This is a genomic window from Bythopirellula goksoeyrii (assembly GCF_008065115.1).
GTDB classification, from domain to species: Bacteria; Planctomycetota; Planctomycetia; order Pirellulales; family Lacipirellulaceae; genus Bythopirellula; species Bythopirellula goksoeyrii.
Genome location: NZ_CP042913.1, coordinates 4,144,351 through 4,165,531, shown reverse-complemented (window position 1 = coordinate 4,165,531; position 21,181 = coordinate 4,144,351). Strand labels below are relative to the sequence as shown.

Sequence of the window (21,181 nt, the reverse complement as noted above, 5' to 3'; positions counted from 1 at the left end):
CACGGTCGATTTGCGTTTGAGCAGCCGCTCGTTTCCTGGAGAAAACCCCAGATAATCAGGCGCACTCTGTGCTAGCAGTCTTGTCGCGATCCCTCCTGGAGTGCCTCGCTTCTTGTGAGGCAGACTTGCCATCTGATGACATATTCAGTATTCCATCCACTCGATGGGGTCCCAAAAGTCTCTTTGTGAGAGTGACTACCCGCGAACTTCGATACCGCAAACACGTTGCCGATCCTCTCATGGGAGGCTGACCCCAGTAATACGACTGCTTCTCAAGTGAATCTCCTAGAGAAATCCATCCGCACGACCCCCAGAGCAACTCGATGCTCCTCGCTGAACTTCCATCCCAAGGCCCGCTGTTGACTATCGAGGGGGCTGCGCGCTGGTATGCGAAGGGGGTCGTCTTTCTCCTGCTGGGAATCAGTCTCACAGGTTGTCGGACGGCGCAGTATCGAGCTACCTCCCTACCAAATCAATACCGCGCAAAGACTTGTCCTGGCGATGTAACAGGGAACATGGCTCGCTTGACGGGGGCGGGCTATGGCAACTCGCTCATCGGCCCAGACGACATGCTGGAAGTCACGGTCCTGAGTGGTCGTAATCAAGAGAAGCCTCTGCCTAGGGTTGCTCGCGTTTCCAGAGAAGGCACCGTTGACTTGTCACCGATCGGTCCGGTTGCGGTGAAGAATCTCGATCCGGCGGTTGCCAGCGAGCGAATTGCCCAAGCTGCTATCGACCGGGGAATTTTTGTTCAGCCGAATATCACCGTCGAGATCAAGAAAAAGGCCGTTAATCACATCACGGTGCTCGGTGCCGTGGCGAAGCCAGGCCTGCATGAAGTGCCCCGGAATTCTAGCGACGTGGTGAGTGCCTTGGCGCTGGCAGGAGGCTTGACCGACGAAGCCGGCACCGAAGTGGAGATTATCAGGCAACACGTCGCCAAGTCGAATGCGTACACCCGCTTGGCAGACCACACGACCGCACCGCCCTCCGCAGAGACAGAAGACCGAGGAGTAAAATGGTCCGCCTCTACGGATCTCTTTCCCGTGGGTCCCCCCCCCGCTCAAGCGATCGCTTGGTCAGAACCTCCGGGGGAGCACATAGCCCAGCGAATCGATCTGGCCAGTTTGCCCAACCACTACTCGCCGGATGAGTTTCATCTGGAGGACCGCGATGTCGTGATGGTCAAGGCCCGCAAGAAACGCAGCATTCATGTCGGCGGTCTCGTGAAGGAGCCAGGACAATTCGAACTGCCAACCTCGGAAGACTTGCGACTTCTCGACGCAATTGCGCTTGCTGGCGGATCAAGTTCTCTGATGGCCGATAAAGTGTATGTCATCCGCCAAGTCGCAGGTGAGCCCAAACCTGTGGTTATCCTCGCGAGTATGCAAAAAGCCAAGCAGGATGGCGCAGAAAACCTGCTGTTGGCTGAAGGGGATTTGATTAGCATCGAGCAAACTCCGCAGACTGCCGTTTACGAGGCGTTTAGCCGCTTCATGAACCTCACGATCGGTGTCTCCGGCAGCTCCTTCTTCTGAGAAACGCCTTTCTCTTACACATAACTCTCGTGCGAAATATGACGAATACGGATTGCAAACACAACCTGAGGGAAGACGCGTTCATGCCAGCGGTCGATGCGGTATCGGCCATCGCGAGGTTTCTGAGCCTGGTTCGCCGTCGTAAACAAGTGGTGATCACCTCGGTCGTGATCAGCGGGTTGCTCGGCATGACTTACTACCTGCTTGCCACCAGAAAATACGCTTCCACAGCAGAACTCTTGATTATCCAGCAAAAACAAGATCAGCTAGCCACCGTTGGCGATCATGAGAGTTCCGAAGACACGATGGCCACCCATCAGAAACTGATTGCTTCGCCCATCGTACTGCAAAACGCGATCAAGCGGCTGCCCCCCAAACACCGTATCGATTTGGTGGGAGAGCCGACTCACAAGTGGGTCGAGAAACTCTCAGAGAATCTCAGCGCCCGAGTCACTCGAAAAACCAATTTCATCAATGTCTCTTTTCGCTCCAAGAGTCCCGATGCCGCGGCTGCGGTCGTCCGAGCGATCATCCATTCCTACCTGCAATTTGTCCAGGAGAAGGATCGAGGGACGGCCGTCGATGCTCTCCACAGTCTTCTGCAGAAGGGTGCCGAGTTGGAAGCCAAACTCACCGAGAAGCAAAACGAGCTTCAATCCTTTAGCCAAGCGGTAGGCCACCTGGCGGTCAGTCAGGACGACAGTGCGGTCGAACCAACCATTCAACGTGCCCTGCGACTGAACGACGCCTTGATGGACGAACAGCAGAGGCGCCTGGAACTGCAGGCGACACTGCTGTCTGTGGAAGGTGCCTTGGATCGCGGCGAGAACATCCATCAATATCTTGTCGCGATGGAAGAGTCCGTTGGTCGGCAAATGATGCTCTCTTCGCTAGGGCTAAGTTCCGAAGATTTGAATGTGATCGAGGAGCAACAGAAACAGATACTCGCGTCGCAAGCTGAGCTGAGCTCGCTGTCGAAGTTTTATGGTCCCAACCATCCTCGCATCCTGGATCTCCAAAACAGGATCGCCAACTCTCAGCAGTATGTGCGAGATTATCGCGCCAATTTAGGGAATCCCTCGAATGGCATGGCCGAGAGTCACCTCGGCCCGGTGGTGAAGCGGATGTTGGAACAATCGGTTCAGCAAGCCTGGCAGAAAGAGCAACAGATGTCCGCCTCGTTCGAAGAGGCTCGCCAGGAAGCTGCCAAGCATAGTGGAGACCTGGTGCAGCTCCGCATGTTGGAGCGTGAAGTGACACGACTTGAAGCCCAATACGATCTGCTGTTTGAAAAGATTTCGACTGTCAATATGCGGCAGATGCAAGCGCCGATTCAAGCGACTGTCGTACGCGAGCCGGTCCCCGATCGCGTGCCTGTTTCGCCTCAGATTCGATTCTTGGTGTTTTTCTGTCTGGCGAGTGGAACGGCTGTTGGGGCGGTCATCGTCTATGTTCAAGATGTGCTCGACGACCGTTTCTCTTCACCGGAAGAGTTGACGGCACAATTGGGGGTTCCCGTGCTGGCCATGGTTCGCAACTTGACTCCGCTCCCCGGAGAGGGAATGGAGACCGTCCATACCCATACGCTTCCGCATGCGGTAGAGACCGAGGCCTTCCGCACCCTGCGGACAGCAATTTCTCTCTCGGGAGTCGCTTGCGGGCGGCTGCTGATTTCCAGCTCGGAACCGGGCGACGGCAAGACAACCATCTCAGTGAACCTCTCAGTCGCCATGGCGCAGGCAGGCAAACGCACCTTGGTGATCGACGCGGATCTACGCAAGCCTGGCTTTACCTCCCTACTCCAACTCAGAGGTCGGCCAGGCCTGGCTGACGTGCTGACCAGCGGGCTCTCCCCTGCTGAATCCGCGCCCAGCATGGTGGTAGCAACCGAAGTGCCAGGACTCGATGTCCTGCCGGTTGGTTTGCGGCGTCCTAACCCAGCCGAACTATTAAGCAGCCACGAATTTGTGGAACTGCTGGCGTGGGCCGACTCCCAGTATGACCGGGTGATTGTGGATTGCCCGCCAGTGCTGGCGGTGAGCGACGCCCAGGTCGTCGGCCAATTAGTCGATGGAGCGATCTTGGTCGTGCGTCCCGAAAAGAATCATCGCCGCAGCGTGATTCGGGCCTTTGAGAGCTTCCAATCCGTGGGATGCAATGTGTTGGGTGTCGTCGCCAATGCCTTGTCCGACGAATCGCAATCCTACGGCTACGGAGGCTATGGGTATGGATACGGCTATGGATCCGACTATGGATCCGACTATGGAAACGACGAGGAAGCGTTCGAAGAGGAAGTCTCCGACGCCGACGAACCTCAAGAATCGATCCCGGATCCAGCGACCAAGCGGAGTAGGACTCCGCGCCGCAAACAAGGCCCCACGGAACCGATCCGACCTCGTAGGGCGGCTTGAGCCAAGACGCTTTGAGAACAAGGATATGATGTCGATAGGGAAATCACCTCAAACCCGCACGCAGTCTCGAACTTCGCGAGTAGTGGACTGCGAATCGTCGATTTCCGCTGCGCTCATGCAGACTGTTGACCTGGGATTGGGGACCATCATCTTTGTCGCACCGTATATGTATGGCGGAAGAAATCCTCTGGGGCGATTGGTCATCGTCGCTCTCTGCGTCCTAACCACCCTCGCCTGGTTCGCTCGACAACTGCTCTCAGGCAACGTCCCCTGGACTTCCTTTCCCGCTTGGATCGTGCCCCTCGCGGCAATGCTGGTGGTTGTCTTACAGCTGGTGCCATTTCCTGCCGAGTGGCTATCTACGCTATCGACCCGAACTTGTAAGCTGCTGACCTGGGTGATGGTCGCTAGTCAACCCCAGAAGCAACAGCCATCCTTAGGCCACTCGAATTCCCATCAATCCAAACGGCGTTGGCAGTCCCACCAGATCGCTTCTTCGTTCTTTGCTTGGCTGCTCGCCGCGGCCATCGTGCCAGTCGCTTGCACAATTCTGGCTTTTCTCTCTCGGGGAGGGCTCCTGGCGATGGCGACTGTCCTTGGGGTGGCAACCACCATTTACGCTCGCGCCGGGTTACTCAACTTCCATCATTGGACCGTGGGCGGTACCCTGATGGTCTTGGCGATGGCAGCCTTATCCCTCAGCGGAAAGTATGCAGAAGTCAGCAATCGGCTTGATGATTTTGCCACCCAGGACATCCGCGATGCCTTGGGCAAGTCGCTTCTAGCGATTCAGCAATTCCCTGCCGCCGAACCGCATCTGCAATGGTGCAACCAACACCTCCCCAACCATTCTGCGGTCCGCCGTGACTTAAAAACGCCACTCGCAGCAGACTGCTGCAATTGGCCCGCTCCACTCCAACTTTGATTCGTTGATCTTACCATGCAACTTGAAAAAATGAAGAAACTGCTCGTTGTCACAGCGCTGCTCGCAGTGCCCTGTTTGGCAGCCTACTATCTAGCATTTCTCGTACGATTCGATGGAGCGCTTCCTGAATCGGCCCAGTTTACGTTTGCCTACAGCGTTCTCTGGGTGATGCTGGTGAAAGTCGCAACGCTTCTCCATGCTCGGATTCATCTGCATTGTGCGCGCTATGTGACGTTTCAGGACATGCTCTCCTTGGTCCGCTCGGTCACGATAAGCTCGGTTGCCATCCTGCTGGTTGATGCCATGTTGTTTACCGAGGTCGTCATCCCGCGAAGCGTCGTGGTGCTCGACTGGGGAACGACGATTTTGCTGCTTGCCGCTGTTCGGATTGCTCCGCGTTTGGTCCGCGACGGCTATTGGCATCGACTTTCGGAGCAAAATGGTTGCCCTGCACTAATCATTGGTGCCAATGATGCTGGCGAAGCGCTGTTACGCTCACTGCGATCCAATCCAACGATGCCGTACCGCGTCGTCGGCTTCTTGGACGATCGGACCGAGTACTGGGGGCGACGAATCGCTGGAGTTCCCGTGCTTGGAACCCAAACAAACCTTCCCACGCTTGTTCTCCAACATCACATTCAAGAGGTCCTCATCACGAGCGGAACGCTTCCAGGCAAGGATGTGCGTCGACTGGTCGAACTAGCAAGCCGCGAGAATTTTCGCGTCAAGGTACTCCCTAGTTATGAGCAATTGGTTGGCGAGACGGTCGACGTCAATCCGCGCTCGGTTGCCATTGCCGACCTGCTGCAGCGTCCTTCGGTGCAACTCGATGAGATGCCAATTCGCGACTGGCTCACTGGCAAGGTCGTTCTGGTGTCGGGTAGTGCCGGAAGTATTGGCTCAGAGATATGCCGACAACTGGTAGAGCTCGCTCCAGCAAAGATCGTGATTGTCGACCGCTCGGAGACGGGTCAGTTCTTCCTCGAACGCGAACTCGGGCAACTGGCTCCCCATCTAGCGGTCGAAGTGGCCATGGCCGATTTGACGGATGCAGGGCGAATGCATTCGGTGTTCGAAAAGTATCGTCCCCAGATTGTCTTTCATGCCGCTGCCTACAAGCATGTCCCTCTCATGGAAGCACACGCGGGGGAAGCAATCAAGAACATCGTGCTGGCCACAAAGAACATGGTCGACCTTGCCGAAGAATTCAAGGCAGAAAGTCTGGTCATGATCTCCACCGACAAGGCAGTCAATCCCACCAGCGTGATGGGTTCCTGCAAGCGATTGGCCGAACAATATATCGAAGCCAAGGCCGACACGTCTCCCTGCCGGTTGGTCACCGTTCGCTTCGGGAACGTGCTCGACTCGGCCGGCAGCGTGGTCCCCATCTTCCGCGAACAGATTGCCCGTGGGGGACCCGTCACGGTCACCCATCCCGACATGATTCGCTATTTCATGTTGATTCCCGAAGCGGCCCAATTGGTGATCCAAGCGGGCGCGATGGGGCGCGGGGGCGAAATCTTTGTGCTCGACATGGGGGAACCGGTCCGCATCATGGATCTGGCCCGCGACATGATTCGCCTTTCGGGACTACGCGTCGACGAAGACATCGAAATTGTAGTGACTGGCCTCCGCCCAGGCGAGAAACTCTATGAAGAACTTTATGGTGCCGATGAACAGCACCTTCCCACCGGTCACGACAAGATCATGACCGCCGTCGGTCGGCCACGTCAATTGATCGCAGTTCTGAACGACATCCGCCAACTCAGTGAGATCCTCGACGAACCCAACGAAATCGTCCTCCAGGCCTTGGCCGAAGTAATCCCCGTGCTGCCTCCGACCGAATCACAGCCCAGCGTACGCCGCGCCGCATGACTCCCATAACCGTGACTGCCGGTCGCGCCCTCGTTTCGTCTCCCTATCGCCTCCCTCACAACCCTTTGTGCGCCTCGCGCGACAGGGCCAAGTCAATCACGGAAAACCCTGAGCAGACGCCCGCCCGAGTTGCCCACAAGATCGAGCGATTTCGCTGCCCGGAGCAGACCCAGCTAGGGGCAGCACCGAGGCGGATTCCCGTCCGAGTTTCCACCAGGAGTTGAGCCAGCAATCCGCTGTGGCTCGTCACGCGAGTGACACCACGAGCTTGCAAGTTGCTCCCTGTCAATCCTACGCTCTCGACCATCGATAGCGACCAGGAATTGTGGTTGAGCGATGAACATCGAAGCGCCAACCCAGGAGACTTTCCTCGGCAAGGATTTGAAACCAATGAATGATATCGGTCACAATCCCTTGCTACCCCTAGTTCGCCGGAGCTGGCCGACCAGCCATGGGACTCGTCTCACTGCCTGGTCAATCATGTCGTAAGAAACGGACTGCCACCGCAGCTAGATGGGGTAAATCTCAGTGATTTGCCCCCATGGCGAGAAGGGAAACCCCGCCGAGTCAACAGGTCGAAACCTCTCTGTTCAAGTCTTCATTTCTCGCCAAATGCTCGTCTGTTTCTCCATTACGGAGTTGCTGGCGAATCGTTGTCATCCAGTGCTAGCGGTATGGCAATCGCTGTACCGATCACACCGGCGGTAACCAGCGGATGATCAAGCATGAAGCCCAACACACCGCCGCCTTGGCCACCGAAAACTCCCGTCCCGCAACCCACTCGGGAACCACAGTTCTGGCCACGCACGACCTGATCCTGCGAAACTACCAACAAGCCTGGCTGTGCAGCTGGCGGGGCCGTTCCTGGGGCCCAGAGTCGGCAGTTGCCTTGGGTGCCAGCGGCAGCAACTTCAACGACTCCCCCCTTGAGTCCAGCGACTTGAAAATTTCCCGACGGATCGGTCTTGGTCGTGGCGAGCTCCTCTCCGCCTGCCCGTACCACCACAGGGAGACCTGGTTGCACGTTGCCTGCCGCTGTGACCACTTTTCCCGACAACACCCCGCCAGTTTGCAAGGAGATATCGAGTGTTCGTAGAGGGATCCCTTCTGCCTGGACAAAGGGCGACAGCATGAAACCAGTCGTCCAAATTGCGACAACCATCCATCGAATAGCTTTGGTCTTCATAGTTACCATTCATGGCCAGAATTGCTCGGCAAAAACTTTTCTCGTTCGAACGAGGCAGACTTTCGCCGCTGAAATCTCCAACACACTGCAATCTCTCAACTAGCATGATGTCCACTCGCATTGCTTACGACCGAATGAGACTGCTCTTGAAGCGTATCGTCTCTGCTGAGCGACACTCTGGACTGACAATTCTCAAATACAGAATAAAGCGAATAAGTGTTACTTCTGCTGGCAGAATGACCACTAAGGGAGTGCAAGAGAACCCAGAGCGCAACGAGCGAGTAATCTGCCAAGTCACCCCAATCAGCAAGGTTGAGCCAGCCCGGGTCTGCTTCGACCAGGCCCTGCCATGCGTGGTGAACTGGCTTTCCAGGTCAGGATTTTTCTCTCACAAACGCCGAGACAGCACGCCCGGCGGATTCCTTACAAACTCCCGTGACGCCGTTGAGCGATGAAACGGCAGGCGGAATCCGACCGGCTAGGTATGCCAGCCGACGCTTGACTTTCGTGTCACTGCAGTCTGCCGTTCCCCTCTGGGAGTCCTCCGACCAGAAAAGATGGCGAGCCTGAACGGGGGCAGGTGGCTTGGTCCTTCGCGTACCAGCGGGGTGGGATTCCTGCCAAGGGAGCTTCTCCGGTGAAGTAACTGCCCACTCTTTTTGGCTGCCATCGGATCGGATTCACTGGCGAGTGAACGGCTAGGGATACCAAGGTCTCAGCGCGAGAATGGCGATTATTCTCCAGCGGCCCTGGAAAGGTTCAAGCGGTCGCTCTTTTCGGATGGTTGGAGCGTCTTGGATCGTCTTGGTGCGGCAGATGGCAACGACGTTTAAGGTGGAAAAAATCGATGAGCCGCACATGCTCTTCTAGACCGCATTGAGGTGGGCTGCCATCTCCAAGGTGTCTCGGATTGCTTTCTGGATTTCCTGCTGAAGCGTGAGGGTGAGCTGCTCGGTTGCCTGTTCCATACGCTCGGTAGGGACTGCGATCTTATTGCCGTGGTAGTGCTCACCCTGAGCCATGGCCGTCGATCGCATCTTGTTGATCAAGCAGAGGTCGGTGAAATCTCCGGAACCCAGATAATTGTTACGGAAATAAGGGAGCGAGGAATGCCGTGCGGCCGCTTCCTCACGACATCCTAAGCCTTGAAAAACGAGATTCAAGACGCGAAACAGATTCAGAGGGTTCAGCAGTGAGAAGATGCCCACCCGAAAAGGCGCAGACCAGGGACTCCCCAAGAGATCCTGTTTGACGTTTTCCAAATCTCCTTCGGCAGGGATCAATCCGGCCTGGCTATTGACAAAGCCTGGCAGAAAAAAGTAGGCCGAAAAGATTTCAAAACACCATTGATAGCTCCCTCCCAGCTTGTCCAACGAAATGGCAGCACGGACTTTGGTTTCATGTCCTGTGAATCTCCGATCCAACAGCAGGACCAGACTCGTCGACCCGGTTCGATAAGCCAGGACATGATCAAAGACGGTAAATACCTGGAGGACCACGCTGGCCAAGCAGAGACGAACATCCCGCTCAATCTGATCGCTGGCAAACGCTTGGGTACGATCATCATGAGGTTTGCCCACAAACATCGCCTCGTGACGCCACTGACTGGGAATTGCTTCATCCAGTTGGAAGAGGAGTTTCATTCGCTCAGCGGTGGCGATGGCTAACTCCTCCCCTCGCAAACGCTGTTGTTTCATGTTCGTGTCGATCCGCTGCAGTTCTCCCGAAGTGACATGCACGAGCTCTGCCAAGCGTTCGTTCGGCTCGGCCACTTGCTCGACCCAATCTTTTCGCCACCGACTGTGACCCCCCAGCAGCATGGCGAGGGGACCGACACGGTGCCCGCCAACTCCGATCAAGCAGCGGTAGGCCACCCACAAGTACGGGAACATCAACAGGCAGGCGCTCCCTAGCACCAGGTAAGCCGAATAGAGAATCGGACCCTCTGCTAACCGGAGCGAAAACTTGAGATAGTACACCAAGGCGGCTAACCAGAGCACCGAGGTGCAGGTGCGCAAGACTTCCCTTGCCAAGCATTGATACCTGCTCCAGGCCAAGGTGGAACTCAGGGGGGACCATCGTTGCTCGACATCCCTAGGGTGTCTGGGAAACGCAAACCGCACAGCAATCCTCTTTCCCTGGTTGGCAGTGCTGGCGATCGCCATACTGCAAAAAGAGATGTTTGACGCCCCGGCCGGACATGACTTGGGTAACGACCTTGTGTGTTAGCTGTTCATCGCATCTGCGACAGCTCTTCCACGATTTGCCAGCCATGAAGAGATACGCTTCACTCCGACCCATCGGTCGACCCCCACGATGCAATTCTGAAAACAAGTACGCAGGGACATAGGGAATCCGTCGCCAGACTTTGGTGCGTGACGTCGAACCGCCAGAGTTTCCCATGTGAGAATCCGTTTCCGTTTTTTGTGGTTCTTCGCTTTCTTCGGTGCCGAAAATCCGTTCAGCCCACTCGTTGGTCGTCGGCTCTCCGTTGCAGTGGAAGATCTTGACGTTCAAGCTTCCCAGCAGAGCATCTGTCGCCGAGCTGCTATGCAACCCGAGTTGGGCATGGTAATTGGGCAGGTTTTGACTGAGATAAACGGTCGAAGCGAGTTTGGAACGTGCGGTGCATTGGTACAGGACGTCCTCGGGGGTGAGGAAATGCTGCGCTTCGTCCGCCCACAAAAAGACAGGATAGCACGGCTGGTCCACTCGACGCAGATTCGATTCGGTCGCATGTTGCCACACCGTCTTGATGAGCTTCTGTGCGAATGCTCCCACCTCCCCAAAGCTCTTCACGGGGAGGTTGATCAAGACGACTTGTCCATGAAACGTCGCTGCAGGGGTTGCGTCGGGATGGCAAGCCTCCTCCCCTTCGCTGCAAAGCAGCGATCGCAGGGGGGCGCGTAACAACCCGCTGGCCTTGGCAGTGAACGAAGAAACCACCACCGATCGGGTGCGCTCAGCCAAGCCAGGAAAGCCTTTAAGCCAAAATTGAAAGGTATCCTGGAGATCTCCCAACAGCTCCTCTTGTCGTGGAACGTGGCCGGCTTGGGCGGCCGAGAAATTCTGGTAGGCAGCGCGTAAAAAACAGGGGCAGAGCGCGTCGGAATCTTGCCAGCGCTGACTGCGCGCTTCCTCGGGAGACTGAGGACCACTGCGAATGATGTCTTGCAGTTGTTGCAGTGAAGGGGGCGTGGTCGGCAGCAACAGTTTCCCCTGCGTTGAAACCGTCGCTTGCGCGAACAGCGCCAGGTCGACGGCGTGAGCAATCAACTCTCTCAAGGCGTCTGCCCAAAAAGGGTCCGTGCCGGCACCTCGCCCATCCCCAGACCCTAAAGCAGACATGAATAAACTGACCAGCCGGGAGCTAGCCGTTGCCGCCGCATCATCGACCGCGAGACGAAACTCGTAATCGATGGGGTTGAACTTATAGAGGGTCTTGGTGCCCACCACGACCAGTTTGCCGCTCTGGAGGGGATCATAGTGCGCAGGGTCGCCCTGGTAGTCGGGATCAAACTGAGGATCGCGGGCCGCTTCGCGAAAGTAGCCAAGCCAGGTATCGAGGTCATCCGCCTTCGCCGTGAGCACCAAGCCCCCGAAACCTTTTCTGAGCATTTGGACGGCGATCGCGCGCCCGCTGCTACTGGTTTTGCCACTACCCGTGGCTCCGATGATCGAAATGCCCTCCACACAGTCACCGACCGTGAGGCAGTTGTGTCGCGACAAGTGATAAACCGGCTCCTTGAGCCAGTCTGCTAAGAGCCTTTTCATGGTTGGACCTTTCGTTAGGGAATTACAAAGGAGCTACTTCTGTGGCACTTGTTTTTTGTGGAGAACCCTCAGGCCAAGTCGTCGAAAGAGACGGTCGGCCACATCGAGCCGCAGATTGGCCCGAATGCCGTTCATAAATTTATTGAGGGTCGATTGATCCACGTTGCTTAGTTTAGCTATCCGATTCACGCTCAGGGCGCTGGCAGAGACCGAGCTTCGGAGAGGCTCTGCCAGGCTCCGTGGCGGTGAGTCACCAAGTCGCTTCAGCGTCATGTCGCATCCTTCTCCAGCCAATGCTCGGCAATCTCTCGCCACTCCACACGGCTCAACGCCGTAGCGATCAGATCACCAACAAGAGAGGGACTCTCGACGGCAATCGCCTCGGTCACCTGTTCCCGCATTTGATCGGCCAGCGTAAAGAGAGCGGCTTGAGCTTCCGTCCAGATCTTAGCATGTACCTGGTCCGTTTTCGCTGCGGAGCTACGACTTTGCTCGGCTTGCTCTCGCCAGTAGCGATAGCTTGACGCTTCGTTTTCCAAATGAAGATTTACCAGCCAGGTTTCACGATTTTCCCACCCTTCATATTTTTCTTCGTTTTCCATAGTCCTCTGCAAAATATCCTGCCAAGCTTCATTGCCTGGCTCTCTTGTAGAGTATAGGGTATAAACACTATATAGGCAAGGCTTGTGCTTCCCATCAGAATAGCCATTCCCATTATTTTCCCATGCTCCATGTTGGTCCGCTGACTCTCTACGCAGTTGATCTCTTGTGATCGCAGCGCTGACTTACACTTGCTCTATCCGTTGAGCTTCCAATTCTCACAAGTGCTATCGATCTGGTCGCAAGACAGTCATCACCATTTTGTGACTCTCCACAACGGCGTGCGCATCCATTTTGTGAAATGGGACTTTCTATAATCGATTCACCAACTCAAAAAAGCCTCAGACGTCTCCCCGTTGATGGGCTTCGCCCACAACCGACCAGCGTTTCACGCCTCACCAATCCCAGCCCCACACCATGCTACGCATCACACCCGCCGCCGGAATCCAACGCGCCAAGGACTACTTTACCGAGAGCCTCGACCGGGGGGATTATTACCTGGAAGGACAGGAACTGGCAGGAGTCTGGGGAGGCAAGCTCGCCGCTGCGCTGGGTTTAGCAGGTGCCGTCGCACAAAAAGAGTTCTTCCAGCTCTGTGAGAACCGCCACCCGGTCACAGGCAAACCGCTGACTCCGAAAACCCTTAGCAATCGACGCGTGGGGTACGACATCAACTATCATCCCCCCAAGAGCCTTTCCTTGCAGTATGGCATCGCGCAAGATCCGGAGATTTTGGCAGGTTTTGAGGAGGCGGTCGATTATGCCATGGGTCAGCTGGAAGCGGACGTCCAAACTCGGGTGAGAAAGGGGGGGGCGAACTACGACCGGACGACGGGCAATTTGCTGTGGTCCAAATTTACCCACCTGACAGCCAGGCCCGTGGGGGGGGTTCCCGACATGCACATCCACTCCCATGTCTTCACCTTTAATGTCACGCATGACGCCATAGAGAACCACTGCAAAGCGATCCAGCTTGGGAATGTCAAACGCGAAGGAGCGTACTATGAGGCGTTGTTCCACAGTCGACTGCGGCAAAATATGGAAGAAGCCGGATATCGAACCCGGACCTCCCAGGGGGGGAAATCATTTGAGCTGGCCCACGTCACTGACCCCATGATCGCGAGCTTCTCACGGCGCACCCGTGACATCGAAGCGATCGCTCAAGCACAGGGGATCACCGCGGCAGCACGCAAAGCGGAAATAGGCGCCAGGACGCGCGAGAAGAAAGCCCAATCGCTAACCCTGCAGGACTTGCGACCTCTCTGGCGCAGTCGCTTAACGCCAGCGCAGCTCGAAGTCATCGCTCGTGCCAAAAGCGCGCCTCGCAGCAAGACGTGGATGGCAAGGCATGGCGAGCAGCACGCCAAGGAGGCGATTGCGTTTGCTCGTGAGCATAGTTTTGAGCGAGATTCGGTCGTGCGAGAAAAAGCGCTCCTGGCCACGGCGCTGAAGCATTCTCAGGGGATGGCCACCCGAGAGCAGCTCGTCGAGCAGCTGGGGAAGCTGGATTATATCAAGAAACAGATCGACGGCATCGACTATCTGACGACCAAGGAGCTGTTGGTTGAAGAACAACGACTCGTTGAGTTTGCTCGTCAGGGGGTGGAGAAGTATGGTCCCTTCTCGCTGGGGGAACACTTTTCGCTGACGAGACTTTCACCCTCCCAGCAGCTGGCAGCCCGCGCGATTCTCGCCTCAGAAGATCAAGTCTCGGTGCTACGTGGTGTGGCTGGGAGCGGTAAAACGTTTCTCATGCAACAGGTGGTTCAGGAAATCGAGCAGTCCCAAGGAGGAAAAGTGTTGGTGACCGCTCCTTCCATCGATGCCGCGGAAATGCTCAAAAAAGAGGGGTTCCCGCAGGCTCAAACCATTCAACGCCTGCTCATTCATACTCAGCAACATCCCCAGCTCAAAAATGGCACGCTCTGGATCGATGAAATCGGGCTGGTGGGGACGCGAACGATGGGCCAGATCTTTGAACTGGCCCAGCAGCAAAACACCCGCCTGATCTTAACAGGAGACGAAACGCAACATTCGTCGGTCTTGCGTGGCAGTCCGCTCAAGCTGCTCAGGGACCATGGCATCGCTCCGGTGGAACTCACCGAGATCCGTCGCCAGCAAGGGGAGTACCAGCAGATTGTGCATCACCTCAGCCAGGGGAAATTGAGTCGTGCCTACGCCGACCTCGATCGACTTGGCTGGGTGAAGGAGCTGGAGCCCAAGCAGGCCTATCAGCAGATTGCCGCAGAATTCCGCCGCTCCGTGGTAGGCAACCAGAGCTCGATCCATGCTCGACCGCTGGCCATCTCCCCCACGCACCAAGAGAAAGAAAGGCTGACTGAAGCCATTCGCGCCGAACTCTGGGAGGCCCGCTGGTTATCCGGCACCGAACGGACCTTTGCGTGTCTGCAATCGGTGGAACTTACCGAAGCCGAGCGCAAGCTGCCCTGTTCTTACCAACCAGGTCGGGTCGTCTGCTTCTATCAGAACATGCACGGATTCCAGGCCGGCAGCCGAGCCGTCGTGAAGCGTGTCGATGCGCGGGGCAATGTGTGGATGCATCGTCCTGGCCAACCTCCGCGTGCCTTGAATCTCGACCAGGGGGATCGTTTCGATGTCTATGCCGAGGTCGAAAGGAAGCTGGCCCGCGGCGATCCGATTTGCATTACCCATCAAGGTAAAACCAAAAACCAAACGCATGCGCTGCGCAGTGGGAGCGAATATGAGGTGAAAGGTTTTGACGGGGAGGATATTGTCTTGATGAACGATTGGGTGGTGAGGCACGACTACGGCCATTGGGATCATGCCTACGTGAAAACAAGCCACGCAGCTCAAGGCAAAACCACCAAGAAAGTATTGATTGCCCAACAGGCTGGTTCCCTGGCCAACAACGCCGAACAATTCTATGTCTCCGTCTCCCGAGCCAAACAGGAAGCGACCATCTTCACCGACGACAAACAGAAGCTAGCTGAGGAGATACAGAAAACCGAGCGATTCAAAAATGCTGCTGATCTAGGGCACGTTGCCGAGCAGCAGTCCACTTTACCACGGGAGATCGACGATGCACGAAAACGTAAAGCCCAACCACGGGAGCCAGGTCTTTGAGCGATTCTTGGGGTCGGAGAAACAAACGACCGGCGCTTATGAAACGAGTGATTCACGGAACTTACGCATCAGTTTTGAAAAACGAGATGGACAAAGCTTGTCCGTAGCCTATGGGCGTCTGTCCCTGGTGCGCCATTACAAGCATGCGATCTATGTTTCCCTGGGAGAACATGCGATTCGGATCCAGGGGGACCGGCTCCGGCCACTCTACGAAGCCCTCCACCAAGAGCAAGTGGTGCGGGTGATCGAGCAACCCACCACTGCCGGGGAAGATTTTATTGACCCGGACCAAGTTGCCGCTACCACTCTCGTCAGAAAAATCAACTGGCCCGATGAACTTTGTATGGAGGGTTAGTTCAGCACCGCGTAATCAAGCGTGGTCTCAGGAACTGCAAACAGACTCCCTTCGGCCGTGAAGAGAATTTCTAGAGGGACGATGCAGTGAGTGATGATGTGAGGATCGAATTGTTTGTAAACTGGATCCTGGAGCTGGGCCATTTCGCCGCCGACCACGACTCGCAGGGAACGTAGCACACGTTTCTCGAGAAGTAATTGGAGTGAAGGCATATTGAAGCCTGCGATCAAGATGCCCCCTTGGTTCATGACCAACTCGAGTTGCACTCCGCTCAGATAGTAGGTGAGAACCTCTGCATATCGGACCACTAGGCGTTCCCAACCGCAGTCACCTCGACGAGCCCACAGGGTGAGTGTCTCCCCCGGCTGCCGGTAGAACTTGAGATGTCGGCATTCTTCAGGTCGATGAAGATGGTGCGCTCTGGCGAGCCTGCTCCAGTTGCTGTATTTTCTGGTGCCGACGATCGGCTTCGATGTTGGTGAGTTCTCCATAAGCCCTATGAATTTCCCTCGCTAAAAGTGATGTTTCTGACGTTACCACATCGATTCTCGTGGTGCCAAGGCGCTCCCGAGCGAGTTGATTCCATTGGGTTTCACGGTAGTTGACCATCCCCAGGTCGTGCGTCTCCAAGTCGCCCGTCTCCTTCAGGACCTTGATCTTGGCATGGGTCACTAACTCGGTATACCGCTCGGGCTCTTCCCTCCCCAGCTCTTGAAACTGTCGTAGATTGAGTTGACCGATGGCGGTGATGAAGCGGAGACGATCTGCGGTATCCGCATAATCCATCTGCGCGACACGATGTCCTTGGTCGCCGTAAAGGGCCGTCTTGCGCCTGCCCAGGATGGCAGGGAGTGGATCACGATCTTGCACCGCGGCGAGCTTTGCGTTGAGGTCCGCAAAAAGTTGCCACTTCTCAGAAGTTTTGTGTTTCATCGAGTCCCAGCGCTTCAGGTCGGTGATACGCGGATCACCAAAGAGGACGTTGACCATGTCAAGACGGCGGTCCTCCATGCTCTTTTGCGGAAGGACTTGGTGGGTGCTCCGTTTCTTAGCAGGCTGTTCTGGAGGCGTCTTTGCTGGAGCAACTGGGGCCTTGATCAGTTTACCCGTAGCGATGGCCCGTGCGGCATCGCCACCGATCCGCGTCGCTTGCACGGTGAGAAGGTACGTTCTTTTGTCACCCAGATTGCCCCCCACCGACGCAGCCCTCGAGACTTCGAGGCCTTCCTGACTGTCGGCATAGGCTGGATCTTGGAGTTTGGATTGCTGGTAGTGAAACACATGGAGTCGTGCGATCTCCGAGCCAAAGTCTTCGCGGCTCTTGCTCAAGGCGACTGAAATTCTCCCCACGACTTGTGGCCCACCGTATTGCAGGTACGAATTGGATCTGCCCGTGGGGCCGATTTCCCCGCGCAGGGGAGGTTGCTCGGTCTGATTCGCAATCCGCTGACAAAGCCGATTCAACAGCGTGCGTTTCTCAGGCAGCCGCATCGCGGGCCAGGATTCTCCCTCCATCAGCGTCTTTTCACTCGCTAACACTTGGACAATCGCCTGGCCAGCAGCCGTGATATCCGCATTCCGCTGGTAGTGGTCCCCCGCTTTGCTCGCCGGGACCAAGGGTTCTCGCTCTGCGGACCGCTGGCAAATGCGATCCCTATCGCCTCTCTCGACTCGCCGACGTTCGTCCGGTTTTTCCATGAGGATCAATTCGGGATCTGGAGATGCTTCAGTGCGACCTGGCTGACGCTCGGTGGGTATGGCTGGTGAGGGTGTGTCTTGGCGCGTTGCAGGTACGCTTGCAGATCCTCCTCCGAAATGCGGATGGAGGAGCCGATGCGGTGACTGGCAAGCTCGCCTTGCTGCACCAGGCGATAGATCAATGCGTGGGAGACATTGAGTCGCTGTTGAACCTGTTTGACGGTGAGCAACATGGTAGGTCTCTCGCAATTCGACACGATTCATATTGTCTTGCTGGCTAGCTGCGGACGATTTGATTGCCGTAGTGCGTCCAGCCACGTTTGGGTTGGGACCGGGAATACAACTCCAGATAAGGTCCCGGGCTGACTTTTTCCACCATCTCGCGCACTTCGTCTGGTTTGCGGCTGTGTTCACGACGTGGGTATTTTTGCCAGCTCCGCACGGTATGATCCAAGAACCCTTCACCCCCGCGAGTTCCCAGCAGCAACATTTCTTGATCGTTGTTGAGGGTGCGGTTCCCAAAGAGCATCAGTTCATCGGCACGGCGGTAGTAGTTTCCCGTGCCGATGGTTTCTTTGATCCACACGAAGTAACTCTTGTAGACAAACCCCCATGCTTTGATCACGGCCAAACCTTCCTCGAGAAAGCTCGCGGGACACCATAAATGCAAATGACCTGAGGGGCCTACCAATTCCTTGACCGGCTCGGCGAGAATGTCGTCCATTGACAGGGTGGGATAATGGTTGTTCGCCGCTCCGTTAGAGCTGCGGTTTCGGTAAGGCCACGGCGGGTCCGCATAAATCGTGGTGAACGTACGCTTCTCGTCGATGAGCTCTGCTAACTGTGTCACATACCCTTCTTGCTGGGGCAGCGACTTGACACGTTCCGTTGCCAAATAACGCTTGGCCTCGCGTAAGACGCCATTGGTCGTCGGCAGTCGGTTCGCTTCCACCTCACTATGAACAAACGCATTGAATTTGGCCTTGGGAAGTTGGGCAATCTTCTGCCAACGCGAGGAATCGGACCGAGAGATGCCAAGATCAGACAGCTTCAAACCTGTAGAATGTTGCAACCGGTTTGACGTCGTTGCTGCAGCAGGCTTCCCCCCTGGATGCAACGGCAACTTTGCCAAGAGTTCCCCCAGTCTTCGCTCCGCTTTGACTTTGATCGTGCTGGCGCGCAGGGCAATTTCTTCTGCTAACTCGAAGCGTTTCCCCAGGGAACGCAACGCTTCGGCGTGGTCACGGATTTTGACGACTTCGCCCAAATCTTCAATTTCATCCAGTGCGTTGGCCGCTTTGGTGAGTAGCATCAAGGCGTGGTCGGAGTCAGCTCTCATGGCGAATCCCCTCCCCTGGGACGTTCAAGCGGTCGGACCACCGAACTCAACAGAATCGCCTGGTTGAGGGTGTCGCGAGAAATCTCACGTGAGGGGATATCGATCAAGCCACGCACGGGGTGGTTGACCCAGACATGAAAACCATCTGCTGCGGTCACCAGTTGCACAAAATTTCCAGAGACGAACCCGCCGTTCTGGAGGGGCCAGAATTGAGGCGAGCGGGGCACCGGATCCAACCAGTCAGGCCCTGAGAAATCCCAAACGAGCAGACGAGACTCGGTTTCTCGCAATGGTTTGCCCGTGGGGGGTTCGTGCCAGGCTCCCGTCGCCTCACTGACGATCCCGCAAAGCTGAGACCCATCCTCAGAGAAATTAAGATACCTTGCCTTGGGGTAAAGGCCTGCCAACAGGAACTTGGCTTCTCTGGCTGCCGTCCCCTGATCGAGTCGATATTTTACCAGCCAACCACTCTCTGCCGATACGGTCATGAGGGTATCGACCTGGTCATAACTGGTCGCGTACGCAAAGGCACTCACAGGAAATTTACAGCCTAAGCGTTGGAGGCGATTTGCGAAAAAATCGACTTCGATCAAGTCGCCCCCCTTACTGGGGGCAATTAAGCGGTCCCCCCGTGAATTGAACGCCAGGCGCACCGTCTTGTGACGATTCTCTCGACCATCCGTTTGGGGATAGTGACGCAAAAGCTTTAGAGTTTTGGTGTGAAAGAAATAGAGCTCACCAGCCTGGTCGTACGCCGCTAACAGCCAACCGTTGGGTGAGAATTGCAAGCGGCTGAGCGACCTTCCCGCTGTCGCCTGCGCTCCGAAAGGGAGGGGATTGACCGCCAAGACGTTGCCAGCATGAGCAGAATACAAAAGCAAGACGCACCGATCTTGTGGGAGCTGAAAGGCTGCTGCTACTAATCCATGTTGGTAATTCGTATAAGACGCGACGAAACCCTCCGGTGCTAACCGCCCGGCGGCGTCTCCGGCGAGCCACTCGGAGGTTGTGGCAGATGGCGGCCCTTGCCAAGCGAGAGGAAACTGTTGGGTGTCGATCTCGTGCGTCAGTGCCACGGCCGTGAGGGTGCCTTCTTTCAAGTTGGCGGCGTAATCAATCCCTATCCATGGAAAGCGTTGGGCAGACTGGTACATGGACCAAGGTCCGTGGGAATTCTCAGCAGGGGCGGCGAATTTGCTGGGAAAACTCAGCCAATCCCCCTTTCGAGCATAAGAGAGCGTACTGAGTCCGCTGACCGGATTGGTGATTTCTCCCACGGCATAGCGAAAACTTCCCTCGCTCAGTTGCTCATAGCCCGCCACGCCTGGGGCTGGCCCACCTTGGAAGGATCCACTCGCCTGTAAACTCCTGCGAATATCGAGCGGTTTCAGGTGGGTGAATTCACCGAGAGGTTGCGTGAGGTCGACGAACTGGCCTCGGCAGCGGTAAGCACGATCCTCCCACTCCACCTGGAACCACGGTTCACCCGAACAAAAACAAGTTGTGAAGTCCCGGCCTAGATAAAATCGACAGAAGGCAAGTTCCTGAGCAAGGGGAATTATTTTAGGGAGCACGACCTGACCCGGTCCGGTGGCACCTTGAATTAATTGGGTGAGCGGATCAGCCGTTTGCGTCGGCGATTGGATCGGTTCCTCCCCAGCAGCGAGATTCTCTAGCGGTGAGATAGTCGATGTGTCCCTAGGGAGATTCGGCTCGAGTCTCCAATCGAGATCCACATACCGCAGGTGAGGCTCAATCAACGCCCGGAGAGTTCCCGCAATCAACCCGGTGAACACGAACAGCCAGAAAACTGTTCCCAACGACCGCCAGGAGAGTGACCAATCTTTCCCGAAAAGCTGGACTTTCATCGTGGCAATCCTGGATATGGCGGCATGTCGAACAGACGTTCATACTTCCGCCGAATGTCAGGCGGCGCGGCTTCCCAGCCGTCGCCTGCGCGAACAGCCAGCTGTTCACGGAAGATCCCCAATTCCTGATCGCTGAGCTTGCCGACGGCGTGAGAATTCACGCCCGCTCCGGCGACTGGATAACTCCCAGTCGCCCCAGCACTCCGATAGGGGTCCGCCAGAAACGCATCGATTTCATAGCTGTCCTGCCACATCTCCCGATGCAGCTGGCGATCCGACTCCGTGAAGGGGTCAAACAGCTTTCCCAGGTGGTAAAACAGACTCGGTTTGCGCATCACGGGGATCGAGTCAACTTCGGGAGTCCTCACCGCTGTGAAGTGGGACCACAAAATCATGAGCAGGGCGAATAGGAAGACCGCAACGGACATCACGAGCTTCCCTGGATAACACTTGGTTACTGGAGACATACAAACCCTTTCTTGTCAAAGCGAAGCCGGTTTGGGTAGG

17 protein-coding genes are annotated in these 21,181 nt (G+C 56.2%); 6 read left to right on the top strand and 11 right to left on the bottom strand.

What is annotated here, in order from left to right:
* Positions 1-323 precede the first annotated feature (323 nt).
* The 4 genes from Pr1d_RS16525 (at position 324) to Pr1d_RS16510 (ending at position 6,749) form a co-directional block, all read left to right on the top strand.
* Positions 324-1,538 (top strand): polysaccharide biosynthesis/export family protein, encoded by a 1,215-nt coding sequence (locus tag Pr1d_RS16525; RefSeq protein WP_148074559.1) that lies wholly within the window; start codon positions 324-326, stop codon positions 1,536-1,538.
* An 83-nt stretch (positions 1,539-1,621) separates the two neighbouring features.
* Positions 1,622-3,949 carry a polysaccharide biosynthesis tyrosine autokinase gene (locus Pr1d_RS16520; protein ID WP_168205287.1) on the top strand — a complete coding sequence of 776 codons (2,328 nt, stop codon included), beginning with the start codon at positions 1,622-1,624 and terminating at the stop codon, positions 3,947-3,949.
* A gap of 25 nt (positions 3,950-3,974) precedes the next feature.
* The gene (locus Pr1d_RS16515) at positions 3,975-4,874 is read left to right on the top strand and encodes a hypothetical protein (protein WP_148074557.1); all 900 of its coding nucleotides are present in this window, start codon (positions 3,975-3,977) and stop codon (positions 4,872-4,874) included.
* A 15-nt stretch (positions 4,875-4,889) separates the two neighbouring features.
* Positions 4,890-6,749 (top strand): polysaccharide biosynthesis protein, encoded by a 1,860-nt coding sequence (locus tag Pr1d_RS16510; RefSeq protein WP_148074556.1) that lies wholly within the window; start codon positions 4,890-4,892, stop codon positions 6,747-6,749.
* Positions 6,750-6,804: 55 nt separating this feature from the next.
* On the opposite strand, the gene Pr1d_RS16505 is transcribed toward Pr1d_RS16510, so the two are convergent.
* The 5 genes from Pr1d_RS16505 to Pr1d_RS16480 all read right to left on the bottom strand — a co-directional run bounded on the left by Pr1d_RS16505 (position 6,805) and on the right by Pr1d_RS16480 (position 12,311).
* Positions 6,805-7,104, bottom strand: coding sequence for a hypothetical protein (locus Pr1d_RS16505; protein WP_148074555.1), 300 nt, complete (start codon positions 7,102-7,104; stop codon positions 6,805-6,807).
* A 276-nt stretch (positions 7,105-7,380) separates the two neighbouring features.
* Positions 7,381-7,935, bottom strand: coding sequence for a carboxypeptidase-like regulatory domain-containing protein (locus tag Pr1d_RS16500; protein ID WP_168205285.1), 555 nt, complete (start codon positions 7,933-7,935; stop codon positions 7,381-7,383).
* A gap of 866 nt (positions 7,936-8,801) precedes the next feature.
* Complete coding sequence (locus tag Pr1d_RS16495) at positions 8,802-9,968, bottom strand: hypothetical protein (protein ID WP_148074553.1); 1,167 nt, start codon at positions 9,966-9,968, stop codon at positions 8,802-8,804.
* Between the two features lie 61 nt (positions 9,969-10,029).
* Positions 10,030-11,709 carry a type IV secretory system conjugative DNA transfer family protein gene (locus Pr1d_RS16490; protein ID WP_148074552.1) on the bottom strand — a complete coding sequence of 560 codons (1,680 nt, stop codon included), beginning with the start codon at positions 11,707-11,709 and terminating at the stop codon, positions 10,030-10,032.
* A gap of 269 nt (positions 11,710-11,978) precedes the next feature.
* Complete coding sequence (locus Pr1d_RS16480) at positions 11,979-12,311, bottom strand: DUF7249 family protein (RefSeq protein WP_148074550.1); 333 nt, start codon at positions 12,309-12,311, stop codon at positions 11,979-11,981.
* Positions 12,312-12,726: 415 nt separating this feature from the next.
* Here Pr1d_RS16480 and mobF point away from each other — a divergent pair, with 415 nt between their 5' ends.
* Positions 12,727-15,414 (top strand): MobF family relaxase, encoded by a 2,688-nt coding sequence (gene mobF, locus Pr1d_RS16475; RefSeq protein WP_148074549.1) that lies wholly within the window; start codon positions 12,727-12,729, stop codon positions 15,412-15,414.
* Positions 15,371-15,769 (top strand): hypothetical protein, encoded by a 399-nt coding sequence (locus Pr1d_RS16470; protein WP_148074548.1) that lies wholly within the window; start codon positions 15,371-15,373, stop codon positions 15,767-15,769. The genes mobF and Pr1d_RS16470 overlap by 44 nt, the downstream gene beginning before the upstream one ends.
* Here the strand turns inward: Pr1d_RS16470 and Pr1d_RS16465 are convergent.
* From Pr1d_RS16465 to Pr1d_RS16440, 6 genes are all read right to left on the bottom strand, one after another.
* Positions 15,766-16,077: a hypothetical protein gene (locus tag Pr1d_RS16465; protein WP_148074547.1), complete on the bottom strand. Its 312-nt coding sequence runs from the start codon at positions 16,075-16,077 to the stop codon at positions 15,766-15,768. The two genes, Pr1d_RS16470 and Pr1d_RS16465, sit on opposite strands and share 4 nt — an antisense overlap.
* A gap of 88 nt (positions 16,078-16,165) precedes the next feature.
* The gene (locus tag Pr1d_RS16460) at positions 16,166-17,467 is read right to left on the bottom strand and encodes a hypothetical protein (RefSeq protein ID WP_148074546.1); all 1,302 of its coding nucleotides are present in this window, start codon (positions 17,465-17,467) and stop codon (positions 16,166-16,168) included.
* A gap of 5 nt (positions 17,468-17,472) precedes the next feature.
* On the bottom strand, positions 17,473-17,700 hold the full coding sequence (locus Pr1d_RS16455; RefSeq protein WP_148074545.1) for a helix-turn-helix domain-containing protein: 228 nt from the start codon (positions 17,698-17,700) through the stop codon (positions 17,473-17,475).
* Positions 17,701-17,744: 44 nt separating this feature from the next.
* The gene (locus tag Pr1d_RS16450) at positions 17,745-18,806 is read right to left on the bottom strand and encodes an MT-A70 family methyltransferase (protein WP_238476523.1); all 1,062 of its coding nucleotides are present in this window, start codon (positions 18,804-18,806) and stop codon (positions 17,745-17,747) included.
* A complete protein-coding gene (locus Pr1d_RS16445; RefSeq protein WP_148074544.1) occupies positions 18,803-20,674 on the bottom strand; it encodes a hypothetical protein in 1,872 nt (623 codons plus the stop codon). Before Pr1d_RS16445 ends, Pr1d_RS16450 begins: the two co-directional genes overlap by 4 nt.
* Positions 20,671-21,141, bottom strand: a complete 471-nt coding sequence (locus Pr1d_RS16440) for a hypothetical protein (protein ID WP_148074543.1) — start codon at positions 21,139-21,141, stop codon at positions 20,671-20,673. Before Pr1d_RS16440 ends, Pr1d_RS16445 begins: the two co-directional genes overlap by 4 nt.
* Positions 21,142-21,181 lie beyond the last annotated feature (40 nt).

What these genes read in the sequence shown, in the direction of transcription:
- Pr1d_RS16525 (WP_148074559.1), top strand. Translation starts at nt 324, where the DNA reads ATGCTCCTCGCTGAACTTCCATCCCAAGGCCCGCTGTTGACTATCGAG.
- Pr1d_RS16520 (WP_168205287.1), top strand. Translation starts at nt 1,622, where the DNA reads ATGCCAGCGGTCGATGCGGTATCGGCCATCGCGAGGTTTCTGAGCCTG.
- Pr1d_RS16515 (WP_148074557.1), top strand. Translation starts at nt 3,975, where the DNA reads ATGATGTCGATAGGGAAATCACCTCAAACCCGCACGCAGTCTCGAACT.
- Pr1d_RS16510 (WP_148074556.1), top strand. Translation starts at nt 4,890, where the DNA reads ATGCAACTTGAAAAAATGAAGAAACTGCTCGTTGTCACAGCGCTGCTC.
- Pr1d_RS16500 (WP_168205285.1), bottom strand. Translation starts at nt 7,935, where the DNA reads ATGAAGACCAAAGCTATTCGATGGATGGTTGTCGCAATTTGGACGACT.
- Pr1d_RS16490 (WP_148074552.1), bottom strand. Translation starts at nt 11,709, where the DNA reads ATGAAAAGGCTCTTAGCAGACTGGCTCAAGGAGCCGGTTTATCACTTG.
- Pr1d_RS16480 (WP_148074550.1), bottom strand. Translation starts at nt 12,311, where the DNA reads ATGGAAAACGAAGAAAAATATGAAGGGTGGGAAAATCGTGAAACCTGG.
- mobF (WP_148074549.1), top strand. Translation starts at nt 12,727, where the DNA reads ATGCTACGCATCACACCCGCCGCCGGAATCCAACGCGCCAAGGACTAC.
- Pr1d_RS16470 (WP_148074548.1), top strand. Translation starts at nt 15,371, where the DNA reads ATGCACGAAAACGTAAAGCCCAACCACGGGAGCCAGGTCTTTGAGCGA.
- Pr1d_RS16460 (WP_148074546.1), bottom strand. Translation starts at nt 17,467, where the DNA reads ATGGAAAAACCGGACGAACGTCGGCGAGTCGAGAGAGGCGATAGGGAT.
- Pr1d_RS16455 (WP_148074545.1), bottom strand. Translation starts at nt 17,700, where the DNA reads ATGTTGCTCACCGTCAAACAGGTTCAACAGCGACTCAATGTCTCCCAC.
- Pr1d_RS16450 (WP_238476523.1), bottom strand. Translation starts at nt 18,806, where the DNA reads ATGAGAGCTGACTCCGACCACGCCTTGATGCTACTCACCAAAGCGGCC.
- Pr1d_RS16445 (WP_148074544.1), bottom strand. Translation starts at nt 20,674, where the DNA reads ATGAAAGTCCAGCTTTTCGGGAAAGATTGGTCACTCTCCTGGCGGTCG.
- Pr1d_RS16440 (WP_148074543.1), bottom strand. Translation starts at nt 21,141, where the DNA reads ATGTCTCCAGTAACCAAGTGTTATCCAGGGAAGCTCGTGATGTCCGTT.